This window comes from Allobosea sp. OK403 (assembly GCF_900113835.1).
Classification (GTDB): domain Bacteria; phylum Pseudomonadota; class Alphaproteobacteria; order Rhizobiales; family Beijerinckiaceae; genus Allobosea.
The window spans coordinates 209,972-226,220 of sequence record NZ_FOQV01000006.1; the positions used below are offsets into that span (position 1 = coordinate 209,972).

Here is a 16,249-nt window from a genome sequence, read left to right on the forward strand (position 1 = left end):
CGGTTAGGTTAGGTGACGGGCGCGCGGCGCACGCTCGTCGGTCGGTTCCATGGTTCGATCAGATCTGGTTTCGGTCAGACCTGCTCTTCGGCGACCAAGGTCAATTCACCGTCATCGTCGATGGCGGCGGCGATCACTTGCGCCGAGCTGAGGCCCTTGGCCCTCAGCGCCGAGGAGGCCATCGGCATCGCATCGATGGCCTGGCGCAGCTCCTGCAATTCGTTCCGGTCGGTCTGCGAGATGAGCGCATTGACCTGTGCCCGCAGCTCCGGCGGCAGATTGCCCTTGTCGAGCACGGTCACGCTCTTGACGCCCGGAGCGGATTGGCTGCCGGGAGCTTGCGGCCGAGCCGGGGCAGGCAGCTCCTCTTGGGCGCGGGCAATGCCGCTGGCGGCGAAGGCGAGCGGCAGGCAGGTGGCGATTATCATCAGCTTACGCATGATCTCTCCTTTCCATGAGGGGCTGGAGCGGGAGAGGTCGTCTCCCGCTAACGAAGCCACGCTAGCGGCCAAATCCGGTCGGGATCTGTCATTCGTCTGGCCGTTCGGTGAAACCAATGCGACGAAAACATGGGGCACGGTGGATATCGCGAGCCTTCATCCTCCATCCCCCGACGGCCCTCATCCTGAGGAGCGCCACGGGCTTAGTCTCGCAGGATGCCCCAGATGGTTCGGGAGCCTCCTGGACCATCCTTCGAGACGCCGCTTTCGCGGCTTCTCAGGATGAGGGCAGTGGGGGACGGCGCCAACGGTCAAGCGCTTTTGATTGCAACGGCCGCCAAAGCCCTAGAGGCTGTTAGGGACTCTGGGGATGATTTGACGCTGGCGATTTTGCGCGAATGCCGGGAGTTCGAGGACGCAAACAGTTCGAGAACGCAAACCTTCCGGTTTGCTACGAAGAACGACGCCGCAGTCGCGCAAAAGCGCCGCGCCCTGCGGGTGAGGTGAAAACGTCGGAGCTGCAGCGTCGCATCGCTTGCCGATACCGGTGGTATCGCCTGCGCAATACTCCTCCCATCTCCGTCGTTTTGACCTCATCAAACCATTCCCAGAGTCCCTAACAACCTCTAGGTAGGCGTTGAGGGAAACGCCTGCCTGGAGCCGAGCCAAACATGGCCGACACGGAATTCGACGCCCTGTCTTTCGACGCGCCCGCGGCGCGGATCACGCTGTTCCGTGCGCTGATCCAGGCGAGCACTCGTCATGGCCGGGCTCGTATCGCGCTAGAGGATCCCGAGCGCCAGCCGATCAGCTTCGGGCGGCTTGTGCTGGGCGCGCTGGTGCTGGGGCGCAAGCTCGCAGGCGTCACGCAAGCCGGTGAACGCGTCGGCCTGCTGCTGCCCAATATGCAGGGCATGGTGGTGACGCTGTTCGGGCTCTCCGCCTTCGGCCGCGTGCCGGCGTTGCTGAACTTCACCGCCGGCGTGAAGAATCTGCGGGCGGCGGCCGAGCTTGCCGGGCTCAAGACCATCATCACCTCGCGCCGTTTCATCGACCAGGCCAAGCTCGACGACGAGATCGCGGCCTTGGGCGAGGGGCGGCGAGTGATCTATCTCGAGGAGGTCCGCAAGCAGATCACCAGCCTCGACAAGGCCTATGGTGCGCTGCTCAGCCTCGCGCCCGGGCTCGCGCATCGCGCTTACGAGGCCAAGCCAGACGATGCGGCGGCGGTGCTGTTCACCTCCGGCACCGAAGGCAAGCCGAAAGGCGTCGTACTCTCCCATGCCAATCTGGTCTCGAACGCCCGCCAGATCTTCCAGCTCGCCGCCGGCTTCCTGTCCGAGCGCGACATTGTCATGAACCCGCTGCCGGCTTTCCATTCCTTCGGGCTGACGGCGGGGCTCCTGATGCCGCTGCTGCAGGGCATGAAGGTCGTGCTCTATCCGAGCCCGCTGCACTACAAGCAGGTACCCAGGCTGATCGGCGAGATGGGCTGCAGCTTCCTGTTCGCGACCGACACCTTCCTGCAAGGCTATGCGCGCGCTGCCGATCCCGACGACCTGAAGAGCGTGCGCTATGTCGTCGCCGGCGCCGAGCGCGTGAAGCCCGAGACGCGCCGGATGTGGGAGCCTTACGGCACCACGATCCTGGAAGGCTATGGCTGCACCGAATGCTCGCCCGTGCTCGCCTGCAACACGCCCGTGGCCATGCGCGAGGGCAGCGTCGGGCGTCTGCTGCCGGGCATCGAGGCGAGGCTCGATCCGGTCGAGGGCATCACCGAGGGCGGCAAGCTTTGCGTGCGGGGCCCGAATGTCATGGCCGGCTATCTCAGCGCCGAGGAGCCGGGCAAGATCGTGCCGCCGGAGGGCGGCTGGCACGACACCGGCGACATCGTCGCGATCGATGACGGCTTCGTGGTGATCAAGGGCCGCGCCAAGCGTTTCGCCAAGCTCGGGGGCGAGATGGTCTCGCTTGCCGCGGTCGAATCGATGATCGCGGGACTGTGGCCGGGGCAGAACCATGTCGTGGTGGCGCTGCCCGATGCGCGCAAGGGCGAGCAGCTCGTCCTCGTCACCGAAAAGCCCGATGCCGAGAAGCGCGCCTTGCTGGACGAGGCGAAGGCGCAGGGCTTTCCCGAATTATGGGTGCCGCGTGCGATCCTGGTCACCGCCGTGATTCCGGTGCTCGGCAATGGCAAGATCGATTATGGCGCGACGCGCGAGCTTGCGGCCTCGCGCCGTTCGCTGCTGTGAAGCCACAATCTTGGCTATGGTGCACCGCATGATCACGATTTCCGCATCATCGCTCCTCTCCACTATCCGCATCGCAGCACTTGCCCCAGCGCTCTATCTGGGTTCGCCCGCCGATCTTGCGGCGCAAGGCAAGAGCGTGATCCAGGGCAAGAACGCGGTCCAAGGCACTCATTCGGTCTATGAGCGGCGCGACGAATGCGTCGAGGCCGGCCTGCTGAGCGCCGAGCAATGCGAGTTCGCCTACCGCAATGCGCGGGCCGAATTCGAGCAGAAGGCGCCGCGCTATGCCTCGCGCGCGTCCTGCGAGCAGGTCCATAAGCGCTGCGGCGCGCAATTGGTCGCGACCGGCGGCTGGGATACGCTCGGGCGCGGTGGCGCGACCTATGTGCCGCGCTTCAGCGGCGTGCGCCTGACGGGCGAGGGCGCTGCCTTGCGGGCCTTGCCGGTGGTCGAGGGATCCGGGCGGATCGCCTTCGCCGGGCGTTCGGTGACGGAGCTTCAGGACAAGGTGGCGGGCCGGCAGAACGTGTCCGGGCCGACCGAGGCGCGCAGCAGCAGGCGCGGCCACCCGACGCAAGCCAGCGGACCTTACGTGAAACGCGGCGACCGCGACGACACGGTGCGCGTGCCGATGGAGCAGAAGAGCATCGGCTCCAATGTCGCGCCGGGCCTCTATGTCGATCCCGACGGCGTCGAATGGTACAAGCCCGCCCGCCGGCACTGAATGGCTTGCGCCGAAGAGTCTGGAACGGCTTGCGCCGAAGCGCTTTGAGCGGCTTGCGCCGGGAGCCTGCGCCCGCTACCCCTGCGGGCAGGCGGACGTGGCGAAACTGGTAGACGCAAGAGACTTAAAATCTCTCGGCCCGAAAGGCTGTGCGGGTTCGATCCCCGCCGTCCGCACCACCACCACCTCAGCGACCACTCAGAGCATTTGGGAAAGCTGCTTGAGCTCGTCTCCGTCGAGGTCGGAGACGGCCGTGTAGACAACGCCCCCGCGTATCCAGCTCAGCAGATTATAGCCATTGCGCATCGTCAGGGTTGGCGGTGTGTCCGGGGCGTCGGAGGCCCAGGCGAAAACATTGATCAGGTGGAGCCGGCGCTTGTAGACGAGCGCGCCGACGCGCCTGCCGGCGATCGTATCGAGCCGGCCGCCGAGTAGCGGGTAGCCTTGTGCAGCGAGATCGCGGACCTCGGGCGAGAAATCGACCTTTCCGGCGAACCAGGGCTTCACTGTGTGAGCGTCTGAGGAGGCGACCTGGATCGGGCTTTCCTGCTGCAGCGAGCGCAGATGGGCCGAAAGCAGATCCCGTGCGAGCAGCGTATCGCGCGCAGATCCGGTTACGAACCACCATGTCGCAAGCGCCGACAGAAGACATGCGAATACGAGCACGGCCGCCTGCCGCATAAGCGCCGAGGCCGTCCAGTGCCGCGGCACGATCGCTGCGGAAAGGGCCGGTACGGGCCGCTGGGACGGCGACGGCGCTGAAGCGTCCGATGCCTGCTCCAGTGACTGCCTGAGGCGCTGAGAGAGGCCTTCGGGCATAGGCTCTCGGCCGAGGCCGGCGACAGCGCTGCTGGTTTGACGCAGATCGGAGACAAGGGTCGCGCAGTCCGGGCAGTCCGCGATATGGCGCGCAAGCGCTTCATGCTCGTCATCCGGCAGTTCCCTGTCGAGATAGGCGCTCAGCAGATGAGCGTGCCGGTCACAAGGCATGGGAGCAATCCTTCCCGGTTTTGCGGGCAAGCGCCCGACGCAGCAGCAGGCGGCCGCGCGACAGCCGCGACATCACGGTTCCAACCGCCGTGCCGGTGATCTCGGAGATTTCGCGATAGCTGAGCCCCTCGATCTCGCGCAGCACGACGACTTCGCGGAAGGCCGTGGGCAGTTCCGCCAGAGCGAGCCGTACGAGGTCTCGTTCCGCTTTGCGGATCAGCGCGTCCTCCACTGAGGGGCCCTCGGCGGCAACATCGAGCGGGGTTCCTGTGTCACCCTCCCGTCTGTGAAAAGCGGCGTCGAGGGAGATCACGTTCGCGGTGCGCTGGCGGTTGTTGAGGGTGCGGTAGGCGGCATTGCGGACAATGGCGAAGAGCCATGGCCGGATGTCCTCGCCGCGAAAGCCGTCAAAGGCGCGGAAGGCGCGCAAAAACGCTTCCTGTACGACATCCTCGGCATCGGCCCGCGAGTTCAGCAGCCAGAAGGCCAGGCTGAACGCCGCCTCCTGATGCGGCAACGCCAACTGCTCGAAACGAGACGGAATGGGCATGATCCCGTGTTTGCCTTGGGCTGCGGAGATTGGTTCTCATCAAAGAGCTAGAGCAGGATGCGAAAAACCGGTTCCCACTTTTCGCATCCTGCTCTAGCGGCTCTCCACTATGATCCCGATCACGTCCGGTTTATTCCCGCGCTCTTTTGCGTGATCGCGGGAATAAATCGGGTCGGCCCCGGCTCTTGGACTGCGCGACGCCACTGCGGCGCTCGCCTTGAGACCTCCGGGAGTTGCTCGATGATCCTTCTCTCACGCCGCGAAGCGCTTGTCGCGAGTTCGCTTGCCGCCGCCTTCGGATTGACGAAGCCGCTGCATCTCGTCGCGCCCGCCCAAGCCCAGACCATCCCCGATCCGGTCGTCGGCTTTCACCGCTACAAGGTCGGTTCGATCGAGATCACAGCGCTCTATGATGGCATCTGGGAAAAACCGCACGACCCCGCCTTCATCAAGAATGCCTCGATCGAGGAGACCAAGGAGGCGCTCGCCAAGGCGGGCCAGACGACGGCCTTCGTGCCGATCCCGCTGACCGTCGTCGTGCTCAAGATCGGCGAACGCTATGTCATGGTCGATGCCGGCTCTGGCGCAGGGCAATGGCAGCCCACAGCTACCAAGCTCGCCGCCAACATGGCGGCGGCCGGCATCGATCCGGCCCGGATCGGCACGATCCTCGTCTCGCATTTCCATCCCGACCACATCTTTGGCCTGATGGATCGCGGCACCAACGCGCCCATGTTTCCCAATGCCGAGCTCGTCGTCACCGCAACCGAATACAAATGGTGGACCGAGCCCGGCCGCGTCGAGAAGCTGCCCGATGCCCGCAAGGCGCTCGGGCAGAGGATCAATACGGTTTTCCCGGGTTGGAAGAACTTCAGACTCGTCGATGGCGAGCCCGAGGTCGCGCCGGGCGTCAGGCTGGTCAGGACGCCCGGCCATACGCCTGGGCACGCTGCTTTCCATGTCAGCTCGGGCAACGAGCAGCTGATGATCTCCAACGATGTCGCTTATGTTCCGGCCCTGCTCGCACCGCATCCGGATTGGCAGGGCAGCTATGATCAGGACAGCGTTACGGCCGTCGCGACGCGTCGCGCCCTGATCGATCGCGTCATCGCCGAGAAGATGGCGATCTGCGGGGCGCATTTCCCGTTCCCCGGCAAGGGGGTCTTCGCCAAGGACGGCGCGGGCTACGCCTTCACCCCCGCTATCGCCTGAGCCCCTCTGGGGCGAGGCCGAACACGACCCAGACCTTCCTGATCCCAATCCTGGAGACAATCATGATCCGCAAACTCGCATTCGCGGTTTTCACAGGCGCTCTCGCAGCCTCGACTGCAGCATTCGCCGTCGATACCACGCCGACCAAGGGCGCCCCCGACCTGAGCGCCGTCAGATCGGCGATCAAGGCCAAGGAATTCAAAGCCGCGATCACAGATCTGAACGGCATGATCGATGCCGGCGTCCAGCATGCCGATGTCTACAATCTGCTCGGCTTCTCCCTGCGCAAGAGCGGCGACCAGAAGACGGCGCTGACCTATTACCGCAAGGCGCTCGACTTCGATCCCGGCCACAAGGGCGCTCTGGAATATCAAGGCGAGCTTTATGTCGAGATGGGCGAGATCGCCAAGGCGCGCGGCAATCTCGCGGCCCTGGTCAAGCTCTGTCCACAGGGTTGCGAGGAACGTGAGGACCTCGAAAAGGCGCTTGCTGCTGCGCCGACGAACTGAACCCGACGATCACGCCATCCCGGATCGGTCTCGGGGCCGATCCGGTGCGACTTATCAAGGACGAGATCTGGCAAGGACGAGACCATGACACGATCGATGATCCAAGACAGTGCGGCATTGCTGGGCCGCTGGCTGCTCGCTGCGCTTTTCCTGCACGAATCCTGGATGAAGCTGACGCATTTTGGCCCATCCGTGGCCTATATGGAGCGCTTCGGCGTTCCCGGCTGGCTGCTGCCTGGCGCTCTTGTTATCGAACTCGGTGGCGGCATCCTGCTCGTGCTGGGACTGTTCAGCCGCCATGCGGCGTTGGCGCTGGCCGCGTTTTGCATCGCCGCGGCGGGCCTCTTCCACAATGTCCTGTCCGATGGCAATCAATTGCTGCATTTCGAGAAGGATCTGGCGATCGCAGGGGGGCTCCTCGTACTTTGCGCTTTCGGTCCGGGACGCTTTGTGCTGCCGCTGCGTCGGCTAAAGCCTCTCGGTTGAAAGGCTGTGCGGGTTCACGTCTCGCCGGCGGCGGCACCTCTCGGAGCCATGAGCTACGGCGTGTTGTGGTCGAACCGTAGTTGCCGCCTCCTCCTGTCCGGCAATGCAGTCATCAACCTCTGCGGTCAGGATCCCCGTCGCTGATTGAACAGCCATGTGCGCCAGCCCAACGCTAGAAACTGGTCCGGGCTAAGCCGATGATCCATGCCCTCATAGGTCACGAATGTCGGCGAATTGCCCGCTTTCGCTAACGCACTCGCCCACGACCGGCTTGCGGCATAGGGGTTCTCCTTATCCTTTGTACCGTGCACGAGCAGGAATGGGACCTTCGCTGCTTTCGCCGCGAGACTGCGCCGCGGTGGCACTCCCGAGAAGGCGACGACGCCCGCGAACGCTTTCGGCTTGGTAGCGGCCGCGAGCATCGCTGCCGAAGCTCCCATCGAGAACCCGACCAGATAGACCCGCTGCGGATCGATCGGCAGGCGCCGCTTCAAGTCCTCGACCAGCGCCAGGACATCGGCGAGGTGTTCTCCAGCGTGGGCGACCCGGTTGCTGCCTTCGCCGCTATAGTTCGCGCTACGCGTGGGGAATTGCGGCGCGACGACGTAAGCCGGGAAATCGTCCGCGATTTTCGGGATGGCCCAACTCCGGATTAACGGTCCGACTTGGCTGACGTTGTCGGTTCCGACCGCGCCCGATGCATGCAGCGCAACGACAAGCGGCGATTTGGCCTGGCCGTGTTTGGATGGCGAGAGCAAACGATACGGAATTGTTCGACCCTCGGACACCGTGAAGATGTCCGGTTTGAATGCGTCGATCGGAGTTTTGGTGAGAGTCTCGACCTCGACGAGATGCGTCGAAGATGGCTCATAAAGGCGTCGCTCTTCCTTTACCTCGCCTGCCTGGGCGGCAAGTCCGGCTATGAAGAATATCGCGAGCAAGCTCGCGGTAAGAGGCAGGGGGCGTCGCATCGCTTCCTCATCGTTGAAGGGTGTGGAAAGCCAAGGCTCTCTGCGCTCTTCATCGGTTGTCACTTGACGCTGCACAAACGACGATATCTCTAACGAGCCAATAGATTTTCTTTAGGCTTTGAATGGACCGACCGCTTCTTCCGCTGAACGCGCTGCGCGCCTTCGAGGCCTCGGCGAGGCACCTGAGCTTCACCAAGGCTGCCATCGAGCTCTGCGTGACCCAAGCGGCTGTGAGTCAACAGGTTAGGTCGCTAGAGGTCCGGCTCGCCGTCGAGCTCTTCCGGCGTCTGCCGCGGGGGTTGGCACTCAGCGACGAAGGACGATCCCTGCTGCCGACGCTACGGGAGAGCTTCGACCTGATCGCGCAAACGCTCGATCGCTTCGCGCCTGGCGCCAAGCGCGAGGTGCTGGTTGTGGGCAGCGTCAGCACGTTCGCTCTGGGATGGCTCCTGCCGAGGCTGAAGGCATTCCATGAGTTGCATCCTTCGGTGGAGCTCAGGCTGTCGACTAACAATAATCGGGTCGACATCGCTGCCGAGGGGCTGGATTACGCCATCCGCTTCGGCAGCGGTGCCTGGCACGCCACCGTTGCCGAGAAGGTTTTCGACGCTCCCATGGCCCCGGTTTGCGTACCGGCCATCGCAGCTCGCCTAAAGCACCCCAACGACCTCAAGGACGAGGTCTTGTTGAGATCGTATCGCTCTGACGAATGGTCGGGCTGGGCCAGCGCTGCCGGTACCGGACCGCTGCATAGCAGAGGCCCTATGTTCGACAGTTCCCTTGCGCTCGCCGAAGTCGCGGCATCTGGTGCCGGCGTCGCCCTGGTGCCCACGGCCATGTTCCAGAACCACATCGCAGCGGGAAGGCTCGTCTGTCCCTTTTCGACCTCCGTGTCGCTCGGGAGCTACTGGCTGACATGGCTTCAGTCGCGCTCGATGTCCTCCGCGATGCTCGCGTTTCGCAACTGGCTTAAATTAGAAACTGCGATTTCGAACGCCTGACGAGCCCGCTGCACCTTGTTTCCTCCGCCTCTACGACGGGTGCGGTTCCTCGAAGCACCCCCTGGCATGGTGTGGAACGTCGTAACGCTCAGCCATCGCCAGTGGCTGATCCCGATGAACTGCTTGGCTACGGAACGCTAAGGCTAGGCTTCGGTCGATCCGGCCCGTGGAGGTCCGCTCCCCGCCCTTGGCCGAAAGCCAGGCGCGCCGATTGACGCCCTCCACGGCTCATGGCGACGGGATTATGGTTGGGGCTGGCGCCCCGTTGCTCGCAGTGGGGCGCAGCACGGCGCCCGATTAGATCCTATCAAGGCGAGATGGCCGGCAAGGCTGCGTCACAACTTCCGAAACACCACGCTCAGATTATTCGCCGGCATCTCGATGATCTCGGGCGCTGAGAAGCCCGCTTCCTTTGCCAATGCTGCGACCTCGTCGAGATCACGCAGGCCCCAGTCGGGGTTGCGGCTGCGCAAGCTCGCGTCGAAGGCGGCGTTGCTGGGCTCGAGCGCGCGGCCGGGGCGGCGATAGGGGCCGTAGAGATAGAGCGGGGCGCCGGCTTTCAGAATGCGCCCGGCCTGGCGGACCAGGCCCTGCGCCGCCGCCCAGGGCGCGATATGGATCATGTTGATGCACAGGATCGCGTCGGCGTGCGCGACCGGCCAGTCGTCGGCCGCCGCGTCGATCAGCAAGGGCGGGCGGATATTCTGCGCGGCTTGCGTCCAGGCCTTGATGCTCTCCAGCGCCTCGGAGGAGGGGTCGCTGGGCTGGAAGGCGAGGCCGGGCAGGGCGTTGGCAAAATGCAGGACATGCTCGCCCGAGCCGCTGGCGATCTCCAGCACGAGCCCGGTCGCAGGTAGCATATCGCGCAGCACGGCAAGGATCGCGTCGCGATTGCGCTGCGTGGCAGGCGCGAAGAGGCGCTGGCCACTGGGCGTCGTTTCGCTCGCGGCCGGCTGCCACGGTCCGCTTGTCTTGCTGGTCATGCCCATCCTGCCTTTCGACCGGAGCTCGCGAATCTTTGCTGCGCCCCATCGCCACGCAATCGCGATACGCTATAAGGGCTTTTGAAGCAGGCCGCTGATGAGTGCGGCTTTGCATGGCGCGGGCTGGTTTTGTTAACCGAGATATTGATCGTCGTGGCATTGACCGTGATCAACGGTCTTCTGTCCATGTCCGAATTGGCCGTCGTCTCATCCCGTCCAGCCAGGCTCAAGGTTCTCAGCGATCAAGGCAACAAGGGCGCGGCGATCGCGATCCGCCTGACCGAGAATCCGGGCCGCTTCCTCTCGACCGTGCAGATCGGCATCACGCTTGTGGGCGTGCTCTCGGGTGCCTTCTCGGGCGCGACCTTGGGCGCGCGGCTGGCCGACTGGCTGGCGGAGCAGGGGCTGTCGCGCGCGGCCTCGGACGGGCTTGGCGTCGGTGCGGTGGTGGTGGCGATCACCTATCTCTCGCTGATCCTGGGTGAGCTGGTGCCCAAGCAGATCGCCTTGCGCGATCCTGAGCGCGTCGCCGCGCGCGCGGCGCCCGCCATGCTGTTTCTCTCCAAGATCGGCGCGCCCTTGGTCTTTCTGCTCGATCTCTCGGGGCGCGCCGTGCTGAGCTTGCTCGGCCAGAAGGGCGAGCCGGAGGAGAAGGTCACCGAGGAGGAGGTCCGCACCATCATCGCCGAGGCGGAGACGGCCGGCGTGCTGGAGCGCGATGAGCGCGAGATGATCTCGGGCGTGATGCGGCTCGCCGATCGTTCGGCGCGCGCGCTGATGACACCGCGCCGTGAGGTCGAGGTGGTCGATCTTGCCGACAGCATTGACGAGATCCGGGCTCAGTTGCGCGCGACGCGCCGCTCGCGTTTGCCGGTCCAGGACGGCGAGCCGGACTCGATCATCGGCGTCATCATCGTCAAGGATATGATCGATCTGCTCTCGGACGGCGCGGCGCATGATCTGCGTCAGCTCGTCGACGAGGCGCCGGTGGTGATGGACACGGCCAATGCGCTGCGGATCCTGCGCGATATCCGTGCCTCCAAGGTGCATATGGCGCTGGTCTTCGACGAGTACGGGCATTTCGAAGGCATCATCACGCCCGGCGACGTGCTGGAGGCGATCATCGGCGCCTTCCAGGAGGAGGAGGAGAGCGAACCGCCGATCGTGACGCGCGCCGACGGCTCCTATCTGGTCGCCGGCTGGATGCAGGTCGACGAGTTCTCGCATGAGCTCGGCATCCACATCCCGCGCGATGCCGATTTCCAGACGGTGGCGGGCTTCATCCTGGCCGAGCTCAACCGCTTGCCCAACGTCGGAGAGTTTTTCGACCGTGGCCACTGGCGCTTCGAAGTGGTCGATCTCGACGGGCGCCGGATCGACAAGGTGCTGGTCAGCCGGATCGAATAAGACGGGCGTTGACGGCGATTGCGGCGTCGTGGTCTAAAGCCCTCAAGGGGTTCACCGCGACGACCCCGTGAGGCTCCGGCCCAAGGTTCGCGTCCAGATTCCTTATCTTCAGGATGGACGCCATGTCTTCCAACATCGAAATCAGCACTGCCCAATTGTCCCGTCTCGTCGGCTTGCCCGACGCTCCGGCACTCATCGACGTTCGTATTCCACAGGATTTCGACGCCGACCCGCGTTTGCTGCCGGCCTCCGAACGGCGCAGCCACACGGATGTGGCGGAATGGGCCAGGGGCTATGCCGGCCGGCGCGTCGTGGTCTCCTGCCAGCGCGGTCTGAAGCTCAGCGAGGGCGTTGCCGCCTGGCTGAGGCATGAGGGCGTCGAGGCCGAAAATCTCGCGGGTGGGTTCGAGGCCTGGCGCGATGCCGGCGGGATGTTGGTGGCGCCGAACAAGATTCCGCCGCGCAATGCTGCCGGCCACACCGTCTGGGTGACGCGGACCAGGCCGAAGGTCGACCGCATCGCCTGCCCCTGGCTGATCCGGCGCTTCGTCGATCGCGATGCGGTCTTCCTGTTCGTCTCACCGTCGGAGGTCGCTGATGTGGCCGACCGTTTCGGCGCGACGCCCTTCGATATCGACGGCGTGTTCTGGAGCCATCGCGGCGCGCGCTGCAGCTTCGACGTCATGATCGAGGAGTTTGGCCTGGCGAGCCCGCCGCTCGACAGACTGGCAACGATCGTGCGGGCGGCCGATACGGCAGAGCTCGATCTCGCGCCGCAGGCGGCGGGGCTGCTTGCGGCCTCGCTGGGCCTGTCGCGCATGTTCAAGGATGATCTCGCGCAACTGGAGGCCGGCATGCTGCTTTACGACGCGTTCTATCGCTGGTGCCGCGATGCGAGCGAGGAAAGCCATAACTGGCCCGCGAGCTCGGCCAAGATCTGAGGGGGCGGTGATGACGATCGCGACAACCATGGCTTCGGTCGAAACGGCGCCCGCCATGCCGACGCTCTCGGAGGCCACCCGCGTCTGGGCGAAGATCGGCCTGCTCTCCTTCGGCGGGCCGGCCGGGCAGATCGCCCTGATGCATAAGGAGCTGGTCGAGGAGCGGCGCTGGATCGGCGAGCAGCGTTTCCTGCATGCGCTCAATTACTGCATGCTCCTGCCGGGCCCGGAGGCGCAGCAGCTTGCCGTCTATATCGGCTGGCTGATGCATCGCACGCTGGGCGGGCTCATCGCCGGCCTGCTGTTCATCATCCCCGGCGCGCTGGTGATGCTCGGGCTCAGCACGCTCTATGTGCTCTACCGGCAGGTTCCGCTCGTCGACGGGATCTTCTTCGGGGTGAAGGCCGCGGTGCTTGCCGTGGTGATCGAGGCGGGTTTGCGGATCAGCCGGCGGGCGCTGAAGAACCGCGCCATGGTGGCGGTCGCGATCGCAGCCTTCATTGCGATCTTTCTGTTCAAGACGCCGTTTCCGCTGATCATCCTGGCGGCGGGGCTGGTCGGCTGGCTCGGCCATCGCATCCGGCCCGATCTGTTCGGAGCCGGCGCAGGGCATGGCGCATCGGGGCCCGATGTCGTCGGGCTTGTCGACCAGATGTTCGCGCGCGGCGAGATGGCGCATGTGCGTCCGTCGGCAGGCAAGGCGCTGCGGGTCCTGGCCATCTGGCTGCCGCTCTGGCTCGGGCCGGTGTTCCTGCTCTGGCTGATGACGGGGGGCGCGAGCGTCTGGACGCATCTGGGGACGTTCTTCAGCACCATGGCGGTCGTCACCTTCGGCGGCGCCTATGCGGTACTGGCCTATGTCGCGCAGGCGGCGGTCGAGACCTATGGCTGGCTCGTCGCCGGTGAGATGGTCGATGGGCTCGGCCTCGCCGAGACGACGCCCGGGCCCCTGATCCTGGTGCTGCAATTCGTCGGCTTCCTCGCCGGTTTCCGCGCGCCGGGCAGCCTGCCGCCGCTGCTTGCGGGCGGGCTCGGGGCGCTCTTGACGCTGTGGGTGACCTTTGCGCCCTGTTTCCTCTGGATTTTCCTGGGCGCGCCTTACGTCGAGGCGCTGCGCGGCAACAAGGCGCTGTCGGCGGCATTGAGCACGATCACGGCTGCGGTCGTCGGCGTGATCATGAATCTCGCGCTCTGGTTCGGCCTGCATGTCCTGTTCAGGGAGGTGCGCCGGATCGAGCTGCTGTTCGCCAGCCCCGACTGGCCCGTGCTGGCCTCGCTGGATTGGCGCGCGGCGCTGCTCTCGGCGGCTGCCATGGTGGCGATGCTGCGCTTCAAGATCGGGATGATCCCGACGCTGGCAGCTTGCGCCACTGCGGGCGTGATCATCACGCGCCTGGCAGGTGTCTGATGCTCAAACGGCTTCTCCTGGGAGGATTGGCCGGTTTGCCGGTGCTGGTGGCTCAGGCCGAGGAGCGTCCTGATCTCAAGGGCTTAAAACGGCTTCGTGGAAGCGCGATCGAACGCCTGATATCCGGCAAGGAGTTCGGAGACGGCGTACACTGGCGCTATGAATTCCACGCAAACCGCCAGCTGAAGAGCGTTTCGATGGGACGGCGACAGGAACTGCGCTGGTCGGTGAAGAACGATACCCTCTGCTGGGGGAATGCCTCCGGCCTCGTTTGCCATCAGGTTTGGCGGTTTGGTTCGACTCTCCAGCTCCAGCCGGACAACGGAACGCCGCCGCTCGATGGTGAACTGAAACCGATCTAGAGCAATTTTCGATCCAATTGGACCGTTCAATTGCTCTAGACCTTTGTTTTAACGCGTTTTCTTCACGCGAACCGGTATCCACTTCGCTCGAACACGCTCGAGCTTCAGCGGCGCGGCGGCTCGCCGGGCTCGATGATGCGGTACTCGGCGTCGATGACGTCGACGCGCTCCGCCGGCCGTTTCTGCGCGGCGAAGGGATCGGGTCGCCCGAAACCGGCTGCCTTCAGTCGATTGCGCAAACGCCAGGCGGCGATCCCCCCGACGATCATGACGACCGGGATCAGGATCAATGCGAGACTGGCTGCGAGCAGGAACAGGGTGACGCCGACAACCAGGCTCGCCGCCATGGCGAGCCATGTCATCCAACGCGGCCCGCGCTGGGGGCGGCCACCAAGCTGTTCATAGAGATTGACGCGGATCATCTGGCCCTCGTCCGATTGATCGAGGACGAGAGATAGGGACGAAATGCGGCGAAGACGAGGGCGGCTGTCGCAGGGGCAGGGCGGCCGAACGCCGCAGCGGGCTCAGATAGGGGCGCGCCAGTCATAGAGCCAGTCGTAGCGCCGGCGCATGCCGTCGGGGCCGAGCCGGCGCATCACCAGGTCGCGGCCAAGACTCCAGGGCCGGCCGAGATGGTAGGCACGGCCATTGCTGCGGCTGGTCGCCTGGACGCGGGCGACGCGCTCGGCGCGGGCCTTGGCATAGGTTGCCATCGCTGCCGGCACGCCGGAGGCGCCGTCGCGCTCCAGATGCGTTACCAGTTCATGCGCCAACACGGCCGCGTCCTCGATCGCCAGCGCCGCGCCCTGGGCGAAGAAGGGCAGCACAGGATGAGCGGCGTCGCCGAGCAGGGCGATACGGCCCTGCGCCATCACGGCCGGGGTTCTGTCGAACAGCGACCAGACCTGCCATGGGCCCGCCCCACCGGCGAGGCGAAGCAGATCGGGAGCAGCGCCCGCGAGATGGCTCGCCAGCAGGCGCGCATCACCTTCGCGGCTCCAGCCTTCGCGTGCCTCCTTGGCTTCCCTGACGACGACGAGATTGATCTCGCGCCTGTTCGCGACCGGATAGTGCACGGCATGGCGGCCTGCACCGAGATGAAGCGTGATTTCGGCTGGGGGCTTGTCGCTGCCGGCCGGGACAACGGTACGCCAGGCCTCGAAGCCGGTGAAGGTGGGCGGCGCGGTGTCGCCGCTGAGTTCTCTGAGCCGGGACCAGAGCCCGTCCGCGCCGACCGCGCCGAGCGCCTGCACGGTCTCGACCTGCCCGGCATCGCTGACCAGGGTCGCAGTGATGCCGTCCTGGGTCTGGGCGATCTCCTGCAGGCCCCGGCCGACGACGAGGCGGATATTGGGGAGTTGGCGGGCTGCGTCGAGCAGCAGCATGTGCAGATCGGAGCGCTTCAGCACGCGAAAGGGCACGTCCGCCGAGGCGACCGTCATCGGCATGCTGGCGATTTCGGCGCCGTTCCGCCAGCGCCGGATGACGAGCCTGTCGGCCGTGACGCCGACGCGCTTCATCGCGAAGCCGAGATCGAGAGCTGCGAGCACCCGCCCGGCATTGGGCGATAATTGCAGGCCGGCGCCGGTCTCGCCGAAGCCTGTGCGCTTCTCAGCCAGCGTCACCGCGATACCGCGCCGGGCGAGCGCGATGGCGGCCGTCAGACCGCCGATCCCGGCGCCGGCGATCAGGATATGGGGAGTTGGCACGGGATATCCGGCTGAAGCTGTATGGGTAGGCGGACCGAAACGTCTCTCGTTCTTTGTTCTGTCGCGTTTTCTTCACGCGAACCGGTGTCCACTTCGCTCGAAAACGCTCTAGTCCTTGTTGTTGCGGCCGTCGCGATCGGGCGGCAGGTCCGGGCGGGGCGAACCCGGCTCGGCCCAGCTGCGGGCATAGGGCTCGGCCTTGCCGCCGAGGCGCGGCGCGGTCTCCTGGGACACCGATTGGCAGCCGGCGAGAAGCGTCGCCAACAACAGAACCGCGCCGGTGACCGTGCGGACCAGGCTCATC

General features: G+C 65.3%; 18 protein-coding genes and 1 tRNA gene. 11 read left to right on the forward strand and 8 right to left on the reverse strand.

What is annotated here, in order from left to right:
• Window positions 1–74 precede the first annotated feature (74 nt).
• A complete protein-coding gene (locus BMZ97_RS20450; RefSeq protein WP_092173864.1) occupies window positions 75–440 on the reverse strand; it encodes a hypothetical protein in 366 nt (121 codons plus the stop codon).
• Window positions 441–1,111: 671 nt separating this feature from the next.
• Here BMZ97_RS20450 and BMZ97_RS20460 point away from each other — a divergent pair.
• The 3 genes from BMZ97_RS20460 (at window position 1,112) to BMZ97_RS20470 (ending at window position 3,595) form a co-directional block, all read left to right on the forward strand.
• Window positions 1,112–2,692 (forward strand): AMP-binding protein, encoded by a 1,581-nt coding sequence (locus BMZ97_RS20460; RefSeq protein ID WP_092173869.1) that lies wholly within the window; start codon window positions 1,112–1,114, stop codon window positions 2,690–2,692.
• 28 nt (window positions 2,693–2,720) lie between these two features.
• Window positions 2,721–3,416 carry a DUF1190 domain-containing protein gene (locus BMZ97_RS20465; RefSeq protein WP_175525643.1) on the forward strand — a complete coding sequence of 232 codons (696 nt, stop codon included), beginning with the start codon at window positions 2,721–2,723 and terminating at the stop codon, window positions 3,414–3,416.
• A gap of 91 nt (window positions 3,417–3,507) precedes the next feature.
• A tRNA-Leu gene (locus BMZ97_RS20470) sits at window positions 3,508–3,595 on the forward strand.
• Between the two features lie 19 nt (window positions 3,596–3,614).
• Here BMZ97_RS20470 and BMZ97_RS20475 read toward each other — a convergent pair.
• Together BMZ97_RS20475 and BMZ97_RS20480 are read right to left on the reverse strand one after the other, a co-directional pair.
• Window positions 3,615–4,406: an anti-sigma factor family protein gene (locus BMZ97_RS20475; protein WP_092173874.1), complete on the reverse strand. Its 792-nt coding sequence runs from the start codon at window positions 4,404–4,406 to the stop codon at window positions 3,615–3,617.
• Window positions 4,396–4,956: a sigma-70 family RNA polymerase sigma factor gene (locus BMZ97_RS20480; protein WP_092173877.1), complete on the reverse strand. Its 561-nt coding sequence runs from the start codon at window positions 4,954–4,956 to the stop codon at window positions 4,396–4,398. The genes BMZ97_RS20475 and BMZ97_RS20480 overlap by 11 nt, the downstream gene beginning before the upstream one ends.
• Window positions 4,957–5,196: 240 nt before the next feature.
• Here BMZ97_RS20480 and BMZ97_RS20485 point away from each other — a divergent pair, with 240 nt between their 5' ends.
• From BMZ97_RS20485 to BMZ97_RS20495, 3 genes are all read left to right on the forward strand, one after another.
• Window positions 5,197–6,168 (forward strand): MBL fold metallo-hydrolase, encoded by a 972-nt coding sequence (locus BMZ97_RS20485; protein ID WP_092173880.1) that lies wholly within the window; start codon window positions 5,197–5,199, stop codon window positions 6,166–6,168.
• A gap of 62 nt (window positions 6,169–6,230) precedes the next feature.
• A complete protein-coding gene (locus BMZ97_RS20490; protein WP_092173882.1) occupies window positions 6,231–6,677 on the forward strand; it encodes a tetratricopeptide repeat protein in 447 nt (148 codons plus the stop codon).
• Window positions 6,678–6,773: 96 nt separating this feature from the next.
• Window positions 6,774–7,163: a DoxX family protein gene (locus BMZ97_RS20495; protein WP_175525644.1), complete on the forward strand. Its 390-nt coding sequence runs from the start codon at window positions 6,774–6,776 to the stop codon at window positions 7,161–7,163.
• A 125-nt stretch (window positions 7,164–7,288) separates the two neighbouring features.
• Here the strand turns inward: BMZ97_RS20495 and BMZ97_RS20500 are convergent, their stop codons facing one another.
• Window positions 7,289–8,134: a carboxylesterase family protein gene (locus tag BMZ97_RS20500; protein ID WP_092173888.1), complete on the reverse strand. Its 846-nt coding sequence runs from the start codon at window positions 8,132–8,134 to the stop codon at window positions 7,289–7,291.
• A 122-nt stretch (window positions 8,135–8,256) separates the two neighbouring features.
• Here BMZ97_RS20500 and BMZ97_RS20505 point away from each other — a divergent pair, with 122 nt between their 5' ends.
• On the forward strand, window positions 8,257–9,135 hold the full coding sequence (locus BMZ97_RS20505; RefSeq protein ID WP_092173891.1) for a LysR family transcriptional regulator: 879 nt from the start codon (window positions 8,257–8,259) through the stop codon (window positions 9,133–9,135).
• Between the two features lie 335 nt (window positions 9,136–9,470).
• On the opposite strand, the gene BMZ97_RS20510 is transcribed toward BMZ97_RS20505, so the two are convergent.
• The gene (locus BMZ97_RS20510; protein WP_092174113.1) at window positions 9,471–10,118 is read right to left on the reverse strand and encodes a DUF938 domain-containing protein; all 648 of its coding nucleotides are present in this window, start codon (window positions 10,116–10,118) and stop codon (window positions 9,471–9,473) included.
• A 144-nt stretch (window positions 10,119–10,262) separates the two neighbouring features.
• Between BMZ97_RS20510 and BMZ97_RS20515 the strand changes: the two genes are divergently transcribed.
• The 4 genes from BMZ97_RS20515 (at window position 10,263) to BMZ97_RS20530 (ending at window position 14,236) form a co-directional block, all read left to right on the forward strand.
• A complete protein-coding gene (locus tag BMZ97_RS20515; RefSeq protein WP_175525645.1) occupies window positions 10,263–11,525 on the forward strand; it encodes a CNNM domain-containing protein in 1,263 nt (420 codons plus the stop codon).
• A gap of 122 nt (window positions 11,526–11,647) precedes the next feature.
• Window positions 11,648–12,466, forward strand: coding sequence for a chromate resistance protein ChrB domain-containing protein (locus BMZ97_RS20520; RefSeq protein WP_092173894.1), 819 nt, complete (start codon window positions 11,648–11,650; stop codon window positions 12,464–12,466).
• Window positions 12,467–12,476: 10 nt separating this feature from the next.
• Complete coding sequence (chrA, locus tag BMZ97_RS20525; protein ID WP_092173897.1) at window positions 12,477–13,874, forward strand: chromate efflux transporter; 1,398 nt, start codon at window positions 12,477–12,479, stop codon at window positions 13,872–13,874.
• Window positions 13,874–14,236: a hypothetical protein gene (locus tag BMZ97_RS20530; RefSeq protein WP_092173900.1), complete on the forward strand. Its 363-nt coding sequence runs from the start codon at window positions 13,874–13,876 to the stop codon at window positions 14,234–14,236. Before chrA ends, BMZ97_RS20530 begins: the two co-directional genes overlap by 1 nt.
• Before the next feature lie 104 nt (window positions 14,237–14,340).
• Here the strand turns inward: BMZ97_RS20530 and BMZ97_RS20535 are convergent, their stop codons facing one another.
• The 3 genes from BMZ97_RS20535 to BMZ97_RS20545 form a co-directional block, all read right to left on the reverse strand.
• Window positions 14,341–14,658: a hypothetical protein gene (locus BMZ97_RS20535; protein WP_092173902.1), complete on the reverse strand. Its 318-nt coding sequence runs from the start codon at window positions 14,656–14,658 to the stop codon at window positions 14,341–14,343.
• 102 nt (window positions 14,659–14,760) lie between these two features.
• Window positions 14,761–15,945, reverse strand: a complete 1,185-nt coding sequence (locus BMZ97_RS20540; protein ID WP_092173905.1) for an FAD-dependent monooxygenase — start codon at window positions 15,943–15,945, stop codon at window positions 14,761–14,763.
• Window positions 15,946–16,053: 108 nt separating this feature from the next.
• Window positions 16,054–16,248 (reverse strand): hypothetical protein, encoded by a 195-nt coding sequence (locus BMZ97_RS20545; RefSeq protein ID WP_139221275.1) that lies wholly within the window; start codon window positions 16,246–16,248, stop codon window positions 16,054–16,056.
• Window position 16,249: the final 1 nt, after the last annotated feature.

Bases quoted from the DNA above. Each gene is read 5' to 3' on its own strand.
- BMZ97_RS20490 (WP_092173882.1), top strand. From the start codon at position 6,231: ATGATCCGCAAACTCGCATTCGCGGTTTTCACAGGCGCTCTCGCAGCC.
- BMZ97_RS20530 (WP_092173900.1), top strand. From the start codon at position 13,874: ATGCTCAAACGGCTTCTCCTGGGAGGATTGGCCGGTTTGCCGGTGCTG.
- BMZ97_RS20535 (WP_092173902.1), bottom strand. From the start codon at position 14,658: ATGATCCGCGTCAATCTCTATGAACAGCTTGGTGGCCGCCCCCAGCGC.
- BMZ97_RS20495 (WP_175525644.1), top strand. From the start codon at position 6,774: ATGATCCAAGACAGTGCGGCATTGCTGGGCCGCTGGCTGCTCGCTGCG.
- BMZ97_RS20520 (WP_092173894.1), top strand. From the start codon at position 11,648: ATGTCTTCCAACATCGAAATCAGCACTGCCCAATTGTCCCGTCTCGTC.
- chrA (WP_092173897.1), top strand. From the start codon at position 12,477: ATGACGATCGCGACAACCATGGCTTCGGTCGAAACGGCGCCCGCCATG.
- BMZ97_RS20510 (WP_092174113.1), bottom strand. From the start codon at position 10,118: ATGACCAGCAAGACAAGCGGACCGTGGCAGCCGGCCGCGAGCGAAACG.
- BMZ97_RS20450 (WP_092173864.1), bottom strand. From the start codon at position 440: ATGCGTAAGCTGATGATAATCGCCACCTGCCTGCCGCTCGCCTTCGCC.
- BMZ97_RS20480 (WP_092173877.1), bottom strand. From the start codon at position 4,956: ATGCCCATTCCGTCTCGTTTCGAGCAGTTGGCGTTGCCGCATCAGGAG.
- BMZ97_RS20465 (WP_175525643.1), top strand. From the start codon at position 2,721: ATGATCACGATTTCCGCATCATCGCTCCTCTCCACTATCCGCATCGCA.
- BMZ97_RS20505 (WP_092173891.1), top strand. From the start codon at position 8,257: ATGGACCGACCGCTTCTTCCGCTGAACGCGCTGCGCGCCTTCGAGGCC.
- BMZ97_RS20500 (WP_092173888.1), bottom strand. From the start codon at position 8,134: ATGCGACGCCCCCTGCCTCTTACCGCGAGCTTGCTCGCGATATTCTTC.
- BMZ97_RS20485 (WP_092173880.1), top strand. From the start codon at position 5,197: ATGATCCTTCTCTCACGCCGCGAAGCGCTTGTCGCGAGTTCGCTTGCC.
- BMZ97_RS20545 (WP_139221275.1), bottom strand. From the start codon at position 16,248: ATGAGCCTGGTCCGCACGGTCACCGGCGCGGTTCTGTTGTTGGCGACG.
- BMZ97_RS20475 (WP_092173874.1), bottom strand. From the start codon at position 4,406: ATGCCTTGTGACCGGCACGCTCATCTGCTGAGCGCCTATCTCGACAGG.
- BMZ97_RS20460 (WP_092173869.1), top strand. From the start codon at position 1,112: ATGGCCGACACGGAATTCGACGCCCTGTCTTTCGACGCGCCCGCGGCG.